The organism is Humisphaera borealis, from assembly GCF_015169395.1.
GTDB classification, from domain to species: domain Bacteria; phylum Planctomycetota; class Phycisphaerae; order Tepidisphaerales; family Tepidisphaeraceae; genus Humisphaera; species Humisphaera borealis.
This window is the reverse complement of sequence record NZ_CP063458.1, coordinates 6097090-6116846: the sequence shown is the minus strand read 5'-3', so window position 1 is coordinate 6116846 and position 19757 is coordinate 6097090. Positions and strand designations below refer to the sequence as shown.

At 63.9% G+C, this 19757-nt stretch carries 12 protein-coding genes; 4 read left to right on the top strand and 8 right to left on the bottom strand.

Features of this window, described 5'->3' with window-relative positions; translation table 11 throughout:
* Positions 1-85: 85 nt before the first annotated feature.
* Positions 86-616, bottom strand: coding sequence for a DUF4303 domain-containing protein (locus IPV69_RS22995; RefSeq protein WP_206292070.1), 531 nt, complete (start codon positions 614-616; stop codon positions 86-88).
* Positions 617-853: 237 nt separating this feature from the next.
* On the opposite strand from IPV69_RS22995, the gene metH reads away from it, so the two are divergent.
* From metH to IPV69_RS22980, 3 genes are all read left to right on the top strand, one after another.
* Complete coding sequence (gene metH / locus IPV69_RS22990) at positions 854-4450, top strand: methionine synthase (RefSeq protein ID WP_206292069.1); 3597 nt, start codon at positions 854-856, stop codon at positions 4448-4450.
* A gap of 213 nt (positions 4451-4663) precedes the next feature.
* Positions 4664-5500 carry an NUDIX hydrolase gene (locus IPV69_RS22985; RefSeq protein ID WP_206292068.1) on the top strand — a complete coding sequence of 279 codons (837 nt, stop codon included), beginning with the start codon at positions 4664-4666 and terminating at the stop codon, positions 5498-5500.
* Positions 5501-5978: 478 nt separating this feature from the next.
* Positions 5979-8477: a CARDB domain-containing protein gene (locus tag IPV69_RS22980; RefSeq protein ID WP_206292067.1), complete on the top strand. Its 2499-nt coding sequence runs from the start codon at positions 5979-5981 to the stop codon at positions 8475-8477.
* A gap of 215 nt (positions 8478-8692) precedes the next feature.
* Here IPV69_RS22980 and IPV69_RS22975 read toward each other — a convergent pair whose 3' ends face one another.
* From IPV69_RS22975 to IPV69_RS22950, 6 genes are all read right to left on the bottom strand, one after another.
* Positions 8693-9433, bottom strand: a complete 741-nt coding sequence (locus IPV69_RS22975; protein ID WP_206292066.1) for a class I SAM-dependent methyltransferase — start codon at positions 9431-9433, stop codon at positions 8693-8695.
* Between the two features lie 922 nt (positions 9434-10355).
* Positions 10356-10736 carry a nuclear transport factor 2 family protein gene (locus tag IPV69_RS22970; RefSeq protein WP_206292065.1) on the bottom strand — a complete coding sequence of 127 codons (381 nt, stop codon included), beginning with the start codon at positions 10734-10736 and terminating at the stop codon, positions 10356-10358.
* Positions 10737-10884: 148 nt separating this feature from the next.
* Positions 10885-11868, bottom strand: coding sequence for a hypothetical protein (locus IPV69_RS22965; protein WP_206292064.1), 984 nt, complete (start codon positions 11866-11868; stop codon positions 10885-10887).
* A gap of 266 nt (positions 11869-12134) precedes the next feature.
* Positions 12135-13199: an MlaD family protein gene (locus IPV69_RS22960; RefSeq protein WP_206292063.1), complete on the bottom strand. Its 1065-nt coding sequence runs from the start codon at positions 13197-13199 to the stop codon at positions 12135-12137.
* Positions 13200-13338: 139 nt separating this feature from the next.
* Complete coding sequence (locus IPV69_RS22955) at positions 13339-14043, bottom strand: P-loop NTPase family protein (RefSeq protein ID WP_206292062.1); 705 nt, start codon at positions 14041-14043, stop codon at positions 13339-13341.
* Positions 14036-14824 carry an ABC transporter permease gene (locus IPV69_RS22950; protein WP_206292061.1) on the bottom strand — a complete coding sequence of 263 codons (789 nt, stop codon included), beginning with the start codon at positions 14822-14824 and terminating at the stop codon, positions 14036-14038. Before IPV69_RS22950 ends, IPV69_RS22955 begins: the two co-directional genes overlap by 8 nt.
* A gap of 184 nt (positions 14825-15008) precedes the next feature.
* On the opposite strand from IPV69_RS22950, the gene IPV69_RS22945 reads away from it, so the two are divergent.
* On the top strand, positions 15009-18314 hold the full coding sequence (locus tag IPV69_RS22945) for a protein kinase domain-containing protein (protein ID WP_206292060.1): 3306 nt from the start codon (positions 15009-15011) through the stop codon (positions 18312-18314).
* 229 nt (positions 18315-18543) lie between these two features.
* Here IPV69_RS22945 and IPV69_RS22940 read toward each other — a convergent pair whose 3' ends face one another.
* On the bottom strand, positions 18544-19569 hold the full coding sequence (locus IPV69_RS22940) for a hypothetical protein (RefSeq protein ID WP_206292059.1): 1026 nt from the start codon (positions 19567-19569) through the stop codon (positions 18544-18546).
* Positions 19570-19757: the final 188 nt, after the last annotated feature.

Genomic DNA, 19757 nt, shown 5'->3' with positions numbered 1-19757 from the left:
AGGGTGTGATTTTGGACAACCGCTGGTGAAGTGTTCGTGAGGTCCGATTGGTTCATTTCGGTTCTTGGGGAGACTAACTGACCGACTAATTTCGGTACGGATAGACTGCGTTGAACCACTGCGACACGGCTGGCGGATTCAACTGGGCCACCCACCTCATCACCCTGGCTGAATTGATTGGCAAAGGGTCGTGGATCCAGAGCATCAAAAGCATCTGTTCACGTGGCAATGTCCCCCTGAATTTCCCGCTGCCATCGAACCTCTTGAGCCCGCCGACCATTCCTTCAAAGATGTCCTCGGCGCGTTCTTCAAACGGCCTGTTATTGTCGTCCAGAATTTCGCCAATGATCTCTTCGAAATCGTAGCATCGGACGGGGTCAGCCCAAGACCAGTCGGCGGGGTCGGCATGCCATGTACTCTGCTTGCCGGTGATCGGACCGATGTTTGAGAGCGTTCCGCCCATACCATAAGGCGGCACCGCGTCATCTACGGAGCACAATGCCAGTGCGGTGATCGTCTCGCCTTTGCGCGCCAAGGCGAAGCGTTCAAAGGCATCGGCAACCTCGCGGGCTACTTGTTCGGCGAGATGGGTCCGGATGGAAGACCGGTCTTTCATGGCACTGTCCGATTGAACCGCGACGTTGGGGCGATTACCTCTCGTAGTCTACCGGGACAGGTATGGTAGGCGAGCCCGGGTGTTTGACCTCTGACTGCTTCTTCCTATGATCCGGATGAACGGATGGATGATTCCGCCGCCGAAGAGTCAAGATTGATGCGATCGTCCCTGTATGGCCGATCCAAATTCATTCGGTGTCGTGATTTGTTGTCGGTTTCCTTTGACTGCGAGAACCCCGTGCGAAAGCCCTTCCTTGAACTGGCCCGTGAGCGTGTCGTCGTCCTCGACGGCGCGATGGGTTCCAACCTCCAGATCCGCCCGCTCGACCTCCAGAAGGACTGGCTCGGACAGGAGAACATCTCCGAGGTTCTCAACTTCAGTCGGCCGGACGTCATCCAGGAGATCCACGAGGCGTTCCTGGCCGTGGGTTGTGACGGCGTCGAGACCAACACCTTCGGGGCCAACAAGATCGTCATGGCCGAGGCCGACATGGCCGACCGGGTGTACGAAAACAACATCGCCGCGTGCAAGATCGCCCGCGCGGCCTGCGACAAGTACGAAACGCCGGACCGGCCGCGCTACGTCATCGGTTCCGTCGGCCCGGGCACCAAGATCCTCACCCTCGGTCACACCGACTGGGACACGATGGAGGACAGCTACTTCGAGCAGTTCCGCGGTCTGATCGACGGCGGCGCCGACGTGCTGCTGATCGAAACCCAGCAGGACATGCTGGTCATCAAGTGCGCCATCGCCGCCGCCAACCGCGCCATGAAGCAGGCTGGCAAACGTCTGCCGATCATGGTGCAGGCGTCGTTCGACCTCAACGGCGGGCAGAACATGCTGACAGGCTGCGACCCGTCGGCGTTTGTCGCCACGTTCGAACCGTTCGCCGACGTCGATGTGCTGGGCCTGAACTGCGCCTTCGGCCCGACCGAACTGACCGAGACGATGAAGTACATCACAGGGAACTGGCCGAAGCTGGTCAGCGCCCTGCCCAACGCCGGCCTGCCGATCATGGTCGACGGCAAGAGTGTCTTCCCGATGAACCCGGCGGACTTCACCAAGGGCGTGAAGCGGTTCGTCTCGGAGTTCGGCGTCAACATCGTCGGCGGCTGCTGCGGGACAATGCCGGAGCACCTCAAGGCGCTCGTGGATGCGGTTGGCGTGCCGAATGCCGGTCGTCAGTCGCCCGCAGGCCACCGCGCTGCCGCACGAGACGTCCATCCGCGACCGCAAATTTCCTCGCTTATGTCCGCCGAAGACATTCGCCAGGATAAGAGTTACCTCATCGTCGCCGAGCGGACGAACACCAACGGCTCCAAGAAGTTCAAGACGCTTCTGCAAGCCGACGACTGGGACGGCCTGGTGTCGATGGCCCGCGACGAGATGCGCGACGGGTCGCACATGCTCGATGTCTGCGTCGACTTCGTCGGCCGCGACGGCGTTCGCGACATGCACGAGGTCGTTCGGCGCTACGTCAACGCGCTGCCCGCCCCGCTCATGCTCGACAGCACCAACCCGGCCGTCATGGAAGCCGGGCTGAAGCTGGCCGGCGGGCGGTGCATTCTCAACTCGATGAACCTCGAAGAAGGCGAGGAAAAGCTCGGGCAGATCTGCGAGCTGGCCCGCAAGTACGGCGCGGCGGTCGTTGCCGGCTGCATCGACGAAGACAAGCTGCAGGCGATGGCCCGAACCCGCGAACGGAAGATCTCGATCGCCAAGCGCATTCGCGACCTGGCGGTCGACCGGTTCGGCCTGCGCGACGAAGACCTGATGTTCGACCCGCTCGTGCTTCCGATCAGCACTGGCATTGAAGAAGACCGCCGCAATGCCATGGAGACGATCGAAGGCACCCGGCTGATCAGCCAGCAGTTGCCCAAGTGTCATACAACGGTCGGCCTGAGCAACGTCAGTTTCGGCTTGAAGCCGGCGTCGCGCATCGTGCTCAACAGCGCGTTCCTGCACGAGCTTCGCGAGGCTGGGCTGACCAGCGCGATCGTCCATGCGAGCAAGATTCTCCCGAAGAACCGCATCCCGCAGGAGCAGTGGGACGCGGCGCTCGAACTGATCTACGACCGCCGGAAGGAAGGCTTCGACCCGCTCACGCACTTCATCGGTCTCTTCCCCGACAACGGCGCATCGGCTGTCGCGGTCAAGGCCGATCCGTGGGAGGGCTTGAGCATCGAGGAGATCCTCAAGAAGCACATCATCGACGGCGAAAAGCGAGCCCTGATCGATCATCTGGAGGTGGCGCGAACGACGTATACGCCGCTTGAGATCATCAACAACATCCTGCTGGAAGGCATGAAAGTCGTCGGCGACTTGTTCGGCTCGGGACAGATGCAGTTGCCGTTCGTGCTGCAAAGCGCCGAGACGATGAAGGCATCCGTCGCGCATCTCGAACAGTACATGGAGAAGGTGGAAGGTCAGAGCAAGGGCAAGATCGTCCTGGCAACGGTCAAGGGCGATGTGCACGACATTGGCAAGAACCTCGTCGACATCATCCTGACCAACAACGGTTACACGGTCTATAACCTGGGCATCAAGCAGCCGGTGGATGAGATCCTGAAAGCCGCCGAGATGAAGAAGGCCGATGCGGTGGGCATGAGCGGCCTGCTAGTGAAGTCGGTCGCGGTGATGCGCGAGAACCTGGTCGAGATGAATGCCCGCGGCGTGAAGGTGCCGGTGCTGCTGGGCGGTGCCGCGCTGACCCGCGACTACGCCGAGGACGACCTGGCGAGCCTGTACGGCGGTCCCCTCTTGTATTGCCGCGACGCGTTCGACGGCCTGCACATGATGGATGCCATCACCGGCGGGCTGCTGCAGCAGGTGTCGACCGATCAGAAGGAACGCGCGATCAAGCGAAAACGCCAGCGAGAGGAATCGCAGGCGAAGTACGGCGAGACGATGCGTGCCGTCGCCAAGGACGCGCCTGACGTGGCAAAAGACAACCCCGTGCCGATCCCGCCGTTCTGGGGTCGGCGGGTGGTGAAGAACATCGACGTCAAGCACATCTTCCCCTTCATCAACGAGACCGCGCTGTTCACCGGCCAGTGGGGCCTGAGCAAGGGCAAGATGTCGCCGGAGGAGTACGAAACTTTCCTGAACGACAAGGCCCGCCCGGTCTTCGCCGACCTGCAGAAGCGGGCGGCGGCCGAAGGCTTCCTGGAGCCCGCGGTCGTGTACGGCTACTTCCCCGTGCAAGCCGACGGGGATGAACTGGTCGTTTACGAACCCGAAGCGTTCAACCACCCGATCAAGTGTGACTGTGGCGTGAACCACGGCGGCACCGTCGGCATGCGCGACGGCAAGCTGGTCCCGCACGGCAAGCCCGTCGAGGTGATGCGGTTTGCCTTCCCCCGCCAGGTCGGCCGCAGGCAGCTCTGCATCAGCGACTTCTACCGCACCAAGGCTTCGGGTGAGTTCGACGTGCTGGCGTTGCAACTGGTCACCGTCGGCGACAAGTCGACCGAGGTCGCCGAGAAGCTGCGTACCGAGAGCAAGTACCAGGATTACCTGTACCTGCACGGCTTCGGCGTCGAGTCGGCCGAGGCGCTGGCCGAGTTCTGGCACAAGCGAGTGCGGCAGGAACTGGGCTTCGGCAGCGAGGACGATCCGAGCATCAAGAAGCTGTTCCAGCAGAAGTACCGCGGCAGCCGTTACAGCTTCGGCTACCCCGCATGCCCGGACCTCGAGCAGCGGACGAAGATCGTCGAACTGCTCAAGCCACAGGAGATCGGCGTGGTGTTGAGCGAGAACTACATGCTCGTGCCCGAGCAGAGCACCGATGCGATTGTGGCGCATCATCCGCAGGCGAAGTATTTTGATGTGTGAACTACTCGCTCTCCCCTGTACGCAGGGGAGAGGGTTGGGGTGAGGGGCCGAACGTGAGGCGTTGTTGCCAGCCGAGGATCGATGGTGGCAGACCGTTGAACAGTGAACTTCCGACGTTCGATGTTCAAGACATCCGCATCATAACGACGCCCGACGTTCGGCCCCTCACCCTGGCCCTCTCCCCTGGGTACAGGGGAGAGAGGACCGGAACAGATGCAATCATCACTCTCCATCAGGGTTGCTGGCGACTGGTCATCGCACGAGGTGATCGCGCACCTGATCGAAAGCAGCTTCGCCCCATCGAACGCCGTCCAGTCCGTCATCGATGCCGCCTGGTCCGCCGCACTGGCCGTCCCCAACCGCACCCTCTTCGACGGCCCGATGTGCCGCCTCGAATCGTTCGACGTCTCGCCCGCCGGCGTGCGGATCGGGATGTCTCGTACCAGCTACAAATCGTTCTGGGGGACCAATGTCTCTCACCCGGAACTGGCCGATCAGTACGGGCCCGGCGTGCTGGCCAATCCGATCGGCCTGAGTCCGGCGCTACTGACCGCCGACGGCTGGCTGCTTCTGGGCCGGCGGAATGAGCGGGTGGCGTACTACCCGGGGCGGGTGCATCCGTTTTCGGGAACGCTCGAACCGGACGATGGCAGTGGCGATGGCGAAAGAGACGCTCCCGACGTCTTCGCCGCAGTTCGACGTGAATTGCACGAGGAAGTTCGCGTCGGAGCGTCGGATATCGTCTCAATGCGCCTGATCGGCCTGGCCGAAGACGCCCGCCTGCGACAGCCGGAGCTCATTTTTGGGGTTGAGACATTGCTTTCGCGGGGCCAGGTCGAATTGCAGCTCGATCAGGCCGAGCATCGGGACGTTGTCGCGATTCCCGCCGAACCTGCGGCCGTAAAAGCCGCCGTCCAGGCAAGTGGCGTTGCCGGGGAGTTCACACCGATCGCGATTGCAACACTCCTGCTCCAGGGACGGGCGGCGTGGGGAGAAGGCTGGTTCGCTGGTGCCAACGGCGATGCGCCTGGAATCCTGGTTGGTCGTTAAACCTGAACCTCAACCCCATCGATAGAAGCGTAAGTGAGGGGCTTGGCTTCGGCGAGCAATCGTATCTCTTTAGTGAAGCGGCCCGATTTGCCTTGTTGAAACTGGGGCGAATTGTCAAACTGGGCAACAGTTATGGATCGCAGGTGGCCATGTCGGCACGACAGGAAGTTGCCGCCAAGGCTGTTCGGTGTGCCCGGCGAGTGTCAGCCGACGACTTTTAAGTCCGATAAGGGATTGTCCACCATCGTCTTACGGAAAAACCATTGCTCCCTGACGGTCATCCCACGGCCGATAAACGCCGGACGTCGAACCGTGGGGTATATTTCGGCGTTCTGCTGGTTGTGCAAGGCAGGACAGGTCGGATTCCACCTTTCGTAGTTGTTCGGCCGATAACCAATCTGTGTAAAAGTCTGCCGATGCTGGCAGCAGATTCGAAAGCTGTCAGTTCAAGTCCCCTTTTTTCGCGGAGAGCCGCCCAATGATCAGTCGCATGAAGGTTTCTACCAGTCGCTCACGTCTTGAGACCAAGTCCCGGAAGCGCGTTCAGCGCAGCATCACCGAGGCGCTGGAAGACCGCCGCCTGTTTGCCGTGGGCCTGGTGAGCGTCGGCATTGGCGGAGCGGCTGCCAACGGCGACTCGGCCGAGGCGTCGGTCAGCTCTGACGGGCGCTATGTCGTCTTCAGCAGCTTCGCGACAAACTTGGTCGCCAATGACACCAACGGTCACAAGGACATCTTCCTTCGCGATCGGAACACCGGCACCACGGTCATGGTCAGCAAGAACCCGACGACCGGTGAAGGCGGCAACAAGGACTCGACGCAGCCTGTCATCAACGCCGATGGCACCTACGTCGCGTTTGTGAGCCGCGCAACGAACCTGATCAGCGGCGATACCCAGAATCACAACGACATTTTCCGCTACAACATCGCCACCGGCGCGATCGAACTGGTCAGTGCCCGCAGCGGCACGACGAGCACCTTTGCCGGGGGCAGCTCCAGCGAGCCGACCATCTCCAAGGACGGCAGCCTGGTGTCGTTCACCAGCTTCGCCGCCAACCTGAACGCCGGCATCGACGGCAATGACAACAACGACGTGTTCGTTCGCAACATGGGCAGCACAACCGTGTTCGGCCTGGCCCCGAACGCGACGAAGCTGATCAGCGTCAACTCGGGCAACGTTGCGGCCGGCAACAGCCAGTCGTTCGACTCCTGGATCAGCTCGGACGGGCGTTACATCGCGTTCCGGTCCGACTCTTCGGACATGGTCGCCAGCGGCGACACCAACAACGCCCGCGACACCTTCGTCCGCGACCTGCAGACCGGCACCACCGCCCTGATCAGCCAGACCCCGGCCGGCGCCAGCGGCAACGCCAGTTCGGACTCGAACTCCATCAGCGGCGATGGACGGTTCGTGACCTTCCAGAGCAAGGCGACCGACCTGGTGTCCAATGACGGCAACGCCAACTCTGACGTCTTCCTGCGTGACACCCAGACCAACACGACCACGCTGCTGAGCATCAACCGCTTCGGCACCAATAGCGCCGGCGGCTTCAGCGAGTTCCCGGCGTTGTCGCAGGATGGCTCGTTCGCGAGCTTCAGCAGCACGGCGGGCGACATCATCAACGGCGACACCAACGGCCGCGAGGACGTGTTCCTCCGCGACCTGGTCCGCGGGCCGATCTCGCTGGTGAGTATCAACACCAGCGGTGCCGCCGCCAACGGCCGCAGCTTCGATCCGTTCATCAGCCGCAACGGCGATTTCGTCGTCTTCACCTCCGACGCCAGCGACATCAGCACGGGTGATACAAACGGCAAGTCGGACATCTTCCTGTCCGACAGTCCGGGCATCGGTGGCGGCGGCGGTGGTGGTGGCAGCGATAGCACCCTGCCCACCGCAACCGTCGGATCGGCCGAGTCGGCCACGCCGGGTGCGACCACCTTCCAGTTCACGGTCAACCTCGCCGACAACGTCGGCCTGAACACCGTGACGGTCGGAAATCTGACGGTCACCAAGGCCGGCGGCAGTGCCCAAACCGCTACGCTGGTCAATGTGGTCGGTACCGGTGTGTCGGCGGTCGCGACTTACTCGGTCGCGTTCCCCTCGGGCATTAACACCAACGACACCGGCCTGTACACCGTCACCACCACCGCCGGCGCGATCAAGGACGCCGCCGGTAACGCCATCGCCGGTGGCACCAGCCTCGGAACCTTCACCCTGGCGATCGGCGATCCGAACGGCCCGGACCTGGTGATCGTCAAGCCGGGCAAGACCAAGGCGTCTTACATCGGCGGTGCCAAGGGCGCTTTGAAGTGGAAACTTCAGAACAACGGCCCGGGTACCCTCACCAACAAGACGGTCGAGTTTAAGGTCTACACGTCGGCAGACGGGACGCTCGACGCCGGCGATGCCACCCTCGGCACCATCAGCAAGCTGGTCAAGAAGCTCAAGCCGACCAAGTCGATCGCGGCGGCGTTGAAATTCACGTTCCCCAACGACATCAACGGCAACTTCTTCCTGCTCATCAAAGCCGATACCGCCAACACGATCGCCGAGAGCAACGAGACCAACAACACCGGCTCGACGGTCGCCGCGACGCTGATTCAGCCGCCGTTCCGCGACCTGCAGCCGACGGTCGTCTCCAAGCCGAGCCGTCTGACGGCGGGTCTGCCGATCACGGCGACCGCGACGATCAAGAACAACGGCAACACCACGTTCAACGATCTGGTTCCGATCACGCTGGTCGTGACCGACGCCGGCGTGGTCAACGACGGCAGCACCGTCCTGGTGACCACCACCCAGAAGCTGAGCCTGGCCCCGGGCAAGAGCAAGACGGTCAAGTTCAGCGCCACCCTGCCCGGCAACCTGGCCGTCGGCCAGTACCAGCTCGGCGTGGACGTTGACCCCGCCAACGCGTTCGCCGAGAGCGACGAAGGCAATAACACCGCACTGAGCCTGGTGTGGCAGTCGTTCGTCTGATCGAACGCCGTAGCACAGGTTTTCAGCCTGTGACCACCATACTGCTAAACCGCAATGGGCCTGCCGACGATCGGCAGGCCCATTGTGTTTTGATCAGCGTGTTTCGATTAGCGGTCGCACCGCAGGTGCACGTCTTCAAGGCCAGCGAATCGCTGCACGGCTTAACGTATCCAGAGGAGTGCACCTGCGGTGCGACCGTTAATCGGGGCGAATCCTCATCCGATCTTCACCGCCCGGATCGCCATGAACATCGGGATCTCCGTACGCGCCTGGTTCTCCGCGGCGGCACGCGGGCCGGGTTCGCTGGTTTTGTGGCTCGGCCATTCCTCGATCGCGTCGACCAGCAGGCCTGCGCCGCGCAGGGCGCGAACGTACGCCTCGATCGGCTTGTGGAATGTCCAGGTGTAGACGTCCGGTGCGCTGCCAGGGTGCGTGATGATCGGCGTCTTGCGGGGTACGAGATACCGGTCTACCCGGCGGAACTGGACGCCTTCTTTTTCCTCCCAGCCCCAACTCGTCTCCTTGGGCCCGCGGAAGCAGGGGTGCATCATTGCGAGCACGAACCGGCCCATTGGCTTCAATGCCCGCGCCACGCCGGTAAACACCGGCGCGATCGGGTGGATGTTCTGGATCGCCAGCACACACGCCGCCGACGCATAAGCGCCGCTGGCGATGAACGGCATCTTCTCGATCTCGCGGGCGTCGCCGGTGTGGTACTTGATACAGGTCGGCCCGCGCTGGCGGGCGATTTCGACGAGGGGCTCGGCGGCATCGATCCCGGTCACGGTTGCGCCCTTGGTTTCCAGCAGCCGGCACAGCGCCCCCTGCCCGCAGGCAACATCCAGCACGGCGTCGGCCGGTTGTACCTGCAGCATTCGCAGCACGCCGGGGAAGACCACCTTCTGGTGGTACTCGCTCCCCTCGTCACCGACGAGGCGGTCGTACCATTCGGCCACGCCGGACCAGTCGGTCGCGGGCCCCGATGGTTGACGGCCGGCGTTGCCTGAACGAACCGGCCCGCCGGGCCGCGCGGCATGTGGTGCCCCGCCGGTGCGGTGAGGGCCTGGCCGTGCCGGTCCCGTCCTCGGTGGACCCGACCTGGGTGGACCCGACCGGGGACCATCCGTGCGACGAGGACCATTCTGCGGCGCGGGCGAGCGCGGACCCGATTTGCTGACGAACGGCTTCTTGCCAAACGGGGACGGATTCGCGGCGGGTGTCACGGGCGTCTGCGGCCGATGGGGCTTCATTCGCCCATTGGACGAATAGTGTCTCCCGAGGGCAAGCGCACGGTGGAAAAGTCGCTGGGGCAAGCTTGCCGGTGAGCAGTCGTCGAGAAGTCACTGTTCACTTGCGGCGCTCGCGAGCTTGCGAGCAAGCTTCACAACGTTTCAGGTTCGCTTCACACGTTTCGGGCCCCGCACGCGGCATTACCGCGCTCTCGTGAGATGAAGGAGACTCCGGTGCCTCGCAACGCAGTCAAGCAAACGTACCCTCGTTCTAGGCAAGCCCCCTTAGAAACTCGTCGAATTGAACCACCTGCAGTTGCGCAATCCCAAGTGGTCTGGCGTTCGGATTTAACACGAAGGGCACGAAGGCACGAAGAGCCACGAAGAAGAGTCGGATGATCAGAACAGGCTTCAAAAGCCCTGACTCAACATTTTCTTCGTGAACCTTCGTGCCTTCGTTCCTTCGTGTTAAATCGAAACCCGAGGTGGTCGTGCGGTCTGGAGTTCTTAAAGTAGTTGTCGGCGTAGGGTGCCACGGGTCCGCAGAACCCGTGCGCGAGTCGGGCCGACAGGCACGGGTCTCCGGCGTACCGGCGACCCGTGGCACCCGTTCGCGAGCAGCCTTAACAATAGTTGCAGATCACGCCGCTCACTTCATCTCGCCCATGTCGTAGAAGAACTCTTCGCGCACGATCTTGTCGTCGGCGACGGTGTACAGCGCGATCTCTTCCATCTTCATCCGCTTATTGGCCGGCTTGAAAGTGACGTCGTACTTCATCACACAGGCAAACCGGTCGTTGCCGTGGAACACCGGATTACCGACCTCGGCCGAGTGGATCTCGTGGTTCTCGAACCACCACTTGCCCTTGCCCAGCACGGCGTCGATCCCGCGCATCTCCCGCGGCATACCCTGTCCCTCGATCGCCTCGACCGAGACGATGTCCTTGGAGTAAAGCTGCGTGATCGCATCAATATTCTGGCCCTTCCGGCAGAGTTCGACGAGTTTCTTACCGACTTCGCGCAATGACATACGAGGCTCCGGTTGAAGGATAGAGAGTTCGCTAAAAGTTCGGGTTCAATATGCCTGCGGATGTGGGTCGCTGTCAACGCGAAAATTGATAAATCTGTGTGAAGAAGCGGAGCAGAACGCGGCTAGGAAGCATGCCTGTCGGTAAGGGTCAGCTCGCCTTGGTCGCTGGACTGCCGGCAGGCGAACCCTCGTTCACCAACTCGCGGGCACGGGCGGCTAACGCCGGGTCGGCGGCGCGATCGGCGGCGATGGCGGCGTCCTTGGCGGCGGCGTATCCGCGCTGGCGGTCGCCCTGGGCGAGCAGGCTGCGGGCGGCGCGGAACAGGCGATCGGCCGCCGCCGGCGCGTTACCGGCCGACTCGTGCGAACGCCCCGCCGCCAGCAGCGCGGTCGACATCTCCCCGTACAGCCCTCCCGACTGCGCCAGTGTCGCCTCGCGGTCGAACGCCACGGCCGCTTTGGCGTGGTCGCCGCGGGCGGCGGCGATTCTGCCTTCCAGCCCGACGATGCCGGCTTCCATCGCGTCGCGAGACCGCGGAGAGACCCCGGCCGACGGCAACGCCCGGCGCGCTTCGGCCGACCGCTTTTCTGCGGCCTCGACCCGCCCGGCGTCCAGGTCGATCTCTGCCAGCAGCGTGATCGCCTGGGTTTTCTCCGCCTGGGTTGCATCCTTGGCGGATGCGACTTCCCCGGCAATCTCGGCCGCATTCACTCTCGCCGATTCGCCGATTCGCCGGGCGAGCTTCGCCTGCACCAGCCGGACGTCGACGGTTCGCCTGCCGGCGCGGGCGAGTTCAATTCGCGCGGTCTCCAGGACCGATTCGGCCCTGTTCAACTTCCCGTCGTCAAAAAGGCAGACGCCGAGGTTGTAAGCCGCCTCGCCGATGTCGGCGGCATCGTCGCGTGCGGCCGCCTTCTGCATCGCCTGCTCGAAGAGCAACAGCGCCTGCGCCATCTGACCCCGCTCGAATGCGACGCGGGCGGAGTTCATGGATTGCGTGAACTCCAGATCCTTCACCGGAGCCAAAGCAACCCGTCCGCCGCAGCCGGAGAGCGCGAGCGCCACGATGCCGAGCATCGCGGTGATGAGCAATGGAATGCGGCGAAGATCACCACGGAGGCACGGAGGCACGGAGGGAGATGCGAATGAAGGATGAAGAACGGGGGATGAAGAATGAGGAATGAGGTGCGTCGCGTCGCAGGAGACAGGCACGCTTTTTCCACGCTCTTCATTTCGAATCCTGCAATCTGGATTCCGCTTCTTCCGTTCCCTCATCGGGTTGCCCTCCGTGTCTCCGTGCCTCCGTGGTGATTCTTTGGGCATGATGGCGCGAACATCCGCGAGAAGAACCCTGCCCTGTGGGCAGGCGCTAAAAGGTAGTTTCAGCAGGCGCATCTTCATCGCGGGCCTCCGATCCGGTCGGGCGGGATTCGACCCGAGCTGTCGGACTCGGTGCTTCCCCCGCCGCCGACCAGCCAGCTTTTCTGAACGCTCTCGGCGAGCCGCTGCATCTGGCGCATCGTCTCCTGCGACTGCAGTACCAGCGACGGTAGCCCCTGCACCGTCTGGTTGATGGACTTTACCGTGTCCGGAAGCTGGTTCGTCGACTTCTGCAGGTCCTTCAGCACCCCCTGCACCTCGGCGAGCGTCAGCTCCATCTGTTTGATCAGCGTCGGGAGCTGCTTGAGTTGTTCGTTGGCGGTCGCGGCCATCTCGGGCAGTGCGGCTGACGTCTTGTTCAGTTGCTTCAGCACGCCGTTGGTCTCGTCGAGCGCGGTATTCACCTTCGGGCCGGTCTGGGCGATCTGGTCGGCGAGCGCCTTGTCATTCAGCAGTCGGGCAACCACGCCGTCACCCTTCTCGGCGGCCGCGGCGATCCGGCTGAAGTTCGCGATTGCTTGCTTGAGGTCGCCGTCGGGGTTCTGCAAGTCTTTGGCGAGATTGGTGTATTCCTCGGCGGCGGCGCGGAGGTTTTTGATCGCCGGGAGTGCTTCGGCGCGGATGTCGTTGAGAAGGGTTTCGGCCAGTTCGGCAGTGGCGCGGTCTTCGGACGTTTCCATGGTCGCCCCGGTTTCCGGCAGCGGTCGGCCGTCCTTGCGCGGGATCTCCACGTACGCGTCACCGATGAGCTGGGCCTTGCGGATGACGGCTTTGGTGTCGGCCGAGATGAACCGCACGAAGTCCGCCCGCACGCTGAGGCTGGCGGTCATGCGGCCATTGTCCTTGATGTCGATCGCCGACACCCGCCCGACCGGGGTGCCGAGGATCACGACGTCGGCACCTTCCTTCAGACCGAGCGAACCCTCCGGCGGCAGGTTGAGCGTGATGGTGCTACGGCGCGTAAACAGTTCGCGCACCTGCCCGCTCATCGCCAGCGATACGCCAATGACCAGCAAGGCCAGCAGGATTAACCCGCCGGCCAGCTCGTTGGCGAATCGGAACTTGAAAGGTTTGTTGGGCATGTGGATTCATCCTCTCGGCGGCAGAAGGTTAAGTCGACTTCGAGGCGAAGGAGAGGGATCACCACGGAGACACGGAGGGCAACTCGCAGCACGTTGCCCTCCGTGTCTCCGTGCCTCCGTCGTGAGCACTTCGTCGCATTCACACTGGCACCAACGTCTCTCCAGACATCGTGAATCGTATCGTCGGCCGGACTTCGGCTTCCTGCCAAATCTCGGGGCGGTTGGTCAGCCAGAGGACCGCCGCCCCGCGCTGGCGGGCGGCCGCGAGCTGCTTCAGCAGCGGCGGCATGATTTCCGGGTATCCCGACATCTCCGGGCGTTCCAACGCGAGCAGCGTCGGCGAACCCATGAACGCCCGCACAAGCGACGCCCGTGCCAGGTCCAGGCGTTTGGTCTGCGACGGCCGGGTCTTCGGCAGCGATTCGAGCCCGAACTGCCGGGCCAGTGTCTCGGCCTCGTGCAAAAGTTCGCTGTCTGCCCGCCAGGTGTGGTGGCGTTCGGAAAGGATGACGTTCTCGTCCACATCCAAATTGGCCACCCAGCCGATGCCTTCGAAGGTGCGTCCCACCCTACCGCGTTCGCGGTTCGCCTGGCTGAAGCCCATGCGGTTCCAGTCGGTGCCGCCGTATTTCACGATGCCCTTGTCGGGTTCCAAAACCCCGGTCGCCAAGTCCGTCAGGGGCGAGCGGAGGGACTCCCATTCGAGCCGAACCAAGCAGCAGTCGCCGGGCCTGAGCACAAAACTGGCACCGCGAATGCCGTGATCGAACCCCTGCGGCATTTCGATGCTGACCTCCTCGAACGCGAGCACCGGGGGCTTGTCGGCGGTATTGGGGTCAGACATAGGTCACCACCGAGATCAGCACCGACGTGACGAACAGCGACACGAACGAGCGTTGCACGGCCCGCGTCACGGCCCGGGGGACATCCGTCTGCGCCCCGCCGACGCTCAGGCCTTCGGTGCAGCAGATGCACGCGGCGATCATCCCCGGCAGAAGCGAGCGGGCGGCCACGCTGGGCACGTCGGCTGCGGTGATGGCGCTAAGGATGCCGCGCAGGAAGAATGCCGGCGTGCCGACTTTCAGGTCGAGCGCCAGCGCGACGATGTATCCGGTGAGGAGCGAGGTCGTGATCAGGATCACCGAAAGGCAGAACACCGACAGCATCACGCCGATGACGCGCGGGACGACCAGGTACAGCAGCGGGTCGAGCCCCTGTGCGTCCAGGACGCGAAGCTCACCGGTCTGCCGCATGTTGGCCAGCTCGACCGTAATAGCATTGCCGCTGCGAACGAGGACGATGACGTTGGCCAGAAGCGGTCCGACTTCCCGCACGATGACTGCCACCAGCAGTGGACCGACGGCCGTCACCTGGCCGATCTTTTGCAGCCAGAGCTGGGCCTGTACGACGACGGCAATGCCGACGAAGAATGCGATCGCGGCGGTGAAACGGACGGCTTCCACCCCGGTGAAAAGGATCTGCCGGGCCAGCACCTCGCGGACGGTCCGTCGCCAGGTGGTCGGCCGGCTGACGAGCATCAGTACGGAATAGATCACCGACGCCAGGTAGATCCACCTGCGAACGATGTCGATCGCGGAGCTGCCGATCCAGCCGAGAAAGCGCATGAGACGTGTCGTTGAGAAGTCTGGACGAAAGCCAACAGCCCCGCAGGCGATCCGTCGCCGTGCATGCAAAGTATTGTGCCATGGTTGACGGCACGCGTCCAAGAGTGGCGTCCGTGTTGGCGTCCGTGGCCCGGACGCACGTTCATCTGTCGGCTATAGTCTGCTCCGTCCGCTCCCGACCCGGATGAAGTCCGAAGATCCCATCATCGACCCCGATCTCCCGCCAGGCTCGCAGATGGCACAGTACAAGCTGCTGCGCCCCGTCGGGGCCGGTGGCATGGGTGTGGTGTACCTGGCCTGGGACGTCGAGCTGGAACGCGACGCGGCGGTGAAGGTATTGAAACGCGACGCCCTGGGTGCCGCCGGGACCGATGTCGAACTGCTGCAGCAGCGGTTCTTGCGCGAGGCGAGATCGGCGGCGAAGCTGAGCCATCCGAACGTGGCGGCGGTGTACCAGGTGGGCCGGCACGGAACCCGCCGGCGCGCCCGCGTCTTCATCGCGATGGAGTGGCTCGCGGGCGGGAGCCTTGCCGACCATCTCCAGCATCACATCATCCTCGACTGGCGCGATGCCACCGCCGCCGTGCGGGACGCGGCGTTGGGGCTCGCGGCAGCTCATGGCTCCGGGATCATCCATCGCGATATCAAGCCGTCGAACCTCATGCGGACCCCAACCGGACAGGTGAAGCTGGTCGATTTCGGACTGGCGCGAGAGTTTGCCGCCGTGTCCGATCTGACCGAAGCCGGCAGCATCATGGGGACACCGACCTATATGTCGCCGGAGCAATGCCGCGGCGAACCGGCGACGCCGCTGTCGGACGTCTACGCGCTGGGGTGCACCCTCTTCCACCTGCTGGCAAGCCGGCCGCCGTTCGAAGCCGAAAGTGTTCCCGGTCTGCTGCACCAGCAGATCAACGAACCCCTGCCCGATATCCGCCGCTTTGCCGAAGACGTACCGGAAGCGTTAATGGCGGTCCTGGCGCGGGCGTGCGCCAAGCGCCCGGCCGATCGCTTCGCGACCGCGGCCGAGCTTGCCGACGCGCTTTCGGCGGCACTGACCAATGGTGCGGGCCGGTCGACCGCCATTCCGGCCACGATCAAGGTCGCCATCCCGGTCGATCCGCCCAACAACCTGCCGCACGAGACCTCGTCGTTCGTCGGCCGCGAACAGGAACTCGCCGACATCGCGACGGCACTGGCGGCCGCACGGCTGACGACACTGCTGGGCCCCGGCGGCACCGGCAAGACCCGGCTGGCATTGCAGACCGCGCGGCGGTCACTGCGGATGTTCCCCGCCGGCGTGTGGATGGTGGAGCTTGCAAACATCGCCGCAGGCGTCACCCCGGATGCCGTGGCCCGCGCGGTGTCGTCGGCTCTGGGGTTGAAGGAATCGTCCGGCAGATCCGCGGCTGACATCCTCGCCGACCACCTGCGCGACGCCGATGCGCTGCTGGTCATCGACAACTGCGAGCACCTGATCGAAACAGCGGCGCAACTCTGCGCCGACCTGCTGGAGCGGTGCTCGAAGCTGCGTCTACTCGCCACCAGCCGCCAGCCGCTGCGCATACCCGGGGAAACGGCGCTGCGGGTTCCGTCGCTGACAACGCCCGACACCGACGATGTGCCGTTAGCCGAGCTGGAGCAACTGCCGTCGGTCCGGTTGTTCGTCGAGCGTGCCCGAGCCGTGCGGCCGGGGTTCGCCCTGTCGCAGGACAACGCCCCGGCAATCGCGCGCATCTGCCGCCGACTCGACGGCATTCCCCTGGCGATCGAGCTCGCGGCCGCCCGTGCCAAGGTGCTGTCCGCCCAGCAGATCGCCGAGCGGCTGGGCGACGCCTTCAAGCTGCTCACCGGCGGATCGCGCACGCTGCTGCCGCGTCAACAGACGCTGCGGGCCCTGATCGACTGGAGCTACGAACTGCTCGACGACCGCGCCCGCGCGGCGCTGGCGCGGATGAGCGTTTTCGCCGGCGGTTGCACATTTGAAGCGGCCGAATCGATCCTGCCCGACGGGACCGATGCTCCCGATGCGCCCGAGGTCACGCTCAAGCCGGAGGCTGACTTCGTTCACGACGTTTCGGCGGCGGTCCCGATCGATGCCGCAGATGTACTCGATCTGCTCTGCGAACTGGTGGAGCATTCGCTGGTCATTGCCGACGAGCGCGACGGGGTCGTCCGCTATCGCATGCTGGAAACGATCCGCCAGTACGCCGCCGAGAAACTGGCGGTGAGTCCCATCGAACGCCGAGCCGTCCGCACGCGGCACGCCCGTTTCTTCGAGGATTTTGCGGTCACTTCGGTACAGTCGATCCAGGGGCCGACACAGGCGCAAACCCTCGCCGCTCTCGCCGCCGACCACGACAACCTGCGGGCGGCGATGGACCACTCGATTCAGGATCGGCGGGTGGAAATCGCGGTCCCGCTGGGGGCGGCGCTGGCGAAGTACTGGAACATCCGCGGGATGATGGCCGAGGGCGTCCGGACGGTGGACGCGATCATGCAACTGAATCCGCCCGAGAACGCCACTCTCGCGCGACTGCTGGATTCGGGCGGCGTGCTCGCGATCTATTTCGGCGAGCCGGGCCGGGCGGCAGAATGGTTCGAGCGGGCGCTCGCCCTTGCCCGCGCGGCGGGCGAACTGCCGATCGTCTCCTCCGCGCTGAACAACCTTAGCACCCTCGCCAAGGAACAAGGCGACCTCCGCAAGGCCTACGACCTGGGACAGCAGGCGCTGCAGGTCCGGCTGGTTCTCGGCGACCTGGCGCTGATCGCCGGCTCCTACAACAACATCGGCAACATCGCCCGCGCGATGGGCAGACCCCAGGAGGCCCGCGAACTGCTCGGCAAGTCGATGGCGATTGCCATCAAGCGGGACGACACGCGGTGGATCGCTTACGGGCATCTCAATCTCGGCGAGCTCGAGGTCGAGCAGGGAAACGCCGACATCGCCCTGCCGCTGTACACTAAGTGCCTGGAAATCCTAAAGGGGCTGGACGAGGAATGGGGCATGGCTTACGCCGAGGAAGGCATCGCGCGATGCCTGCTGGCCAAAGGCGACCTGTCGGGGGCGCGCAGCCGGCTCGAGTCGGCGCTGGCGGTCTGCCGAAAGTTCGGCGACAAGGCGAACATGGCCGATCAGCTCGATTTCCTGGCCCACGTCGAATTGCAACAGGGCAATCCGAACGACGCGATGGCTCATTCGGCCGCGAGCACCGATCTGCGGTTGACGATCAATGACCGTGGCGGGATCGCCACCTCGCTGGAGACTCGCGCGTTGCTGCTCGCCGCGACCGATTCTGCCCGGTCGGCGGCGTTGCTCGGCTGTGCCGATCAGCTGCGGAATGCCCTGGGCATGAAGTTGGCCGAGGGAAAACGTATCGCGCACGAGCAACTGCTGATGACACTTAAAGCCGCGATCGGCGAAGCGACGTTTGCCGAACAATTCGGCCGGGGCGCAGCGACGCCGGCGGAATCGTTGTTGCAGACGTAGCGGCCTGGCGCATCCAAGCATTGACGCTGGGTGGCATGGGCAACAGTACCACGTTGCCCGTGGCGAATGTCGGATCGCGATCGCCACGGGCAAGCGAGTACGCTTGCACATGCCACCCGGCATGAGCTGCCCTAAGTATTCAGCGACAATTGATCTGTGAACGAACACCGCCCCCGCGAATCGCTTCGCGGGGGCGGCGTGGCTTTGACGGGGACTTCTGCGAGATCGATCAGAAGTTCAGCGGATTGCCGTTTTCATTGCCGCCGTTGGCCTGCGGGGCCTGAGGGGGCAGCGGAGCGGGCGTCGGCTGCTGGGCGTTCATTCGGATTGCCATCGCCAGCTTCAGCATCTTGCCGCATTCGGCCCGGAACTGATCGTCCGGCGTGGCGGCGTGCCAGATCATGCCGATCTTCCGAGGGCCGTTGTTCAGCACGACGATCCGGAAGATACCAGTCCGCTTCACGTTGTCCCGGCCGACGAAACCAAGGACCAACTCGCGGCCTTCGCCACCATCGACCTTCAGTTCGACCGTGCTGAGGACCGTCGGATCGGACACGCCGACCGCTTTAAGCATGTTCCCGCCGAAGGTGCTGAATCCTTCGGTCTCTTCGAGCGGCCGGCCGATGACGCCGAAGCCACTCTTGCCGTCGGCCGATCCGATGAACGCACCCAGCGGGCCGTCCATCATTCGCCAGCCCGCCGGCAGCGGAGCGGTGAAGTGCTCGCCGACCTTGTCGCTGACGTTGTCGAGGCTCGCATCGGTCAGCGGCAGGACCTTGTCCTGCGGCTTGGGTGCGGGGAACGGGACGTTGTTCTGGTTCAACGGCTGTGTGGCCGGCGGCGCCGTAACGGGCGGGTTCGTAACCGGGCGATTCGCCGGGCGGAGCGACAACGTCTTGCCGTTGGTCTCGAGCGTGAGCGAATCCCGACGATCGGTGATCCGCAGCCTGTAGGTCTTGCCGCTGGCGGCCTGCCAGGAGCCGTCGATGACGGGGCCTTCGGTTTTGCCGCTGAACGGGCACTTCTGATCGCCGACGATCAGGAATCCGCTCGCGTCCTGCCCGGTCACCGTGAGTTGGAGGACGACGGGGATGCCGTCGATCTCTCCGAGGAACACCATCGGCGACGCGGGGGCCAGAACGACCGGCTGCGGGGGAGTACTGGGAACATCCAGCGGGTTGGCGGTTTGGGCAAACAATGCGGACTGGCCGGTAAGGACGAAACCTGCACACGCGATAGCAATCTTCTTCAACATGGTCCTGCTCCTGTGAGTTCTGCGAGTTGTCATCGCGTCGGTCGGCCACTTGCCGGCGTTGCGATGTGTTCTATTCAGCAGGAGGTTCGGAGCAGGGGCGTCGATCTGGCTCTGCCTGGTGGATGACCTGTTTGGGGCAGGAGGAAGAGCGGAATGCGCACTGTCACGTCCGCACACCTTCCTCAACA

Bases quoted from the DNA above. Each gene is read 5' to 3' on its own strand.
- IPV69_RS22945 (WP_206292060.1), top strand. From the start codon at position 15,009: ATGAAGTCCGAAGATCCCATCATCGACCCCGATCTCCCGCCAGGCTCG.
- IPV69_RS22940 (WP_206292059.1), bottom strand. From the start codon at position 19,569: ATGTTGAAGAAGATTGCTATCGCGTGTGCAGGTTTCGTCCTTACCGGC.
- IPV69_RS22960 (WP_206292063.1), bottom strand. From the start codon at position 13,199: ATGCCCAACAAACCTTTCAAGTTCCGATTCGCCAACGAGCTGGCCGGC.
- IPV69_RS22995 (WP_206292070.1), bottom strand. From the start codon at position 616: ATGAAAGACCGGTCTTCCATCCGGACCCATCTCGCCGAACAAGTAGCC.
- IPV69_RS22985 (WP_206292068.1), top strand. From the start codon at position 4,664: ATGCAATCATCACTCTCCATCAGGGTTGCTGGCGACTGGTCATCGCAC.
- IPV69_RS22955 (WP_206292062.1), bottom strand. From the start codon at position 14,043: ATGTCTGACCCCAATACCGCCGACAAGCCCCCGGTGCTCGCGTTCGAG.
- IPV69_RS22970 (WP_206292065.1), bottom strand. From the start codon at position 10,736: ATGTCATTGCGCGAAGTCGGTAAGAAACTCGTCGAACTCTGCCGGAAG.
- IPV69_RS22980 (WP_206292067.1), top strand. From the start codon at position 5,979: ATGATCAGTCGCATGAAGGTTTCTACCAGTCGCTCACGTCTTGAGACC.
- IPV69_RS22950 (WP_206292061.1), bottom strand. From the start codon at position 14,824: ATGCGCTTTCTCGGCTGGATCGGCAGCTCCGCGATCGACATCGTTCGC.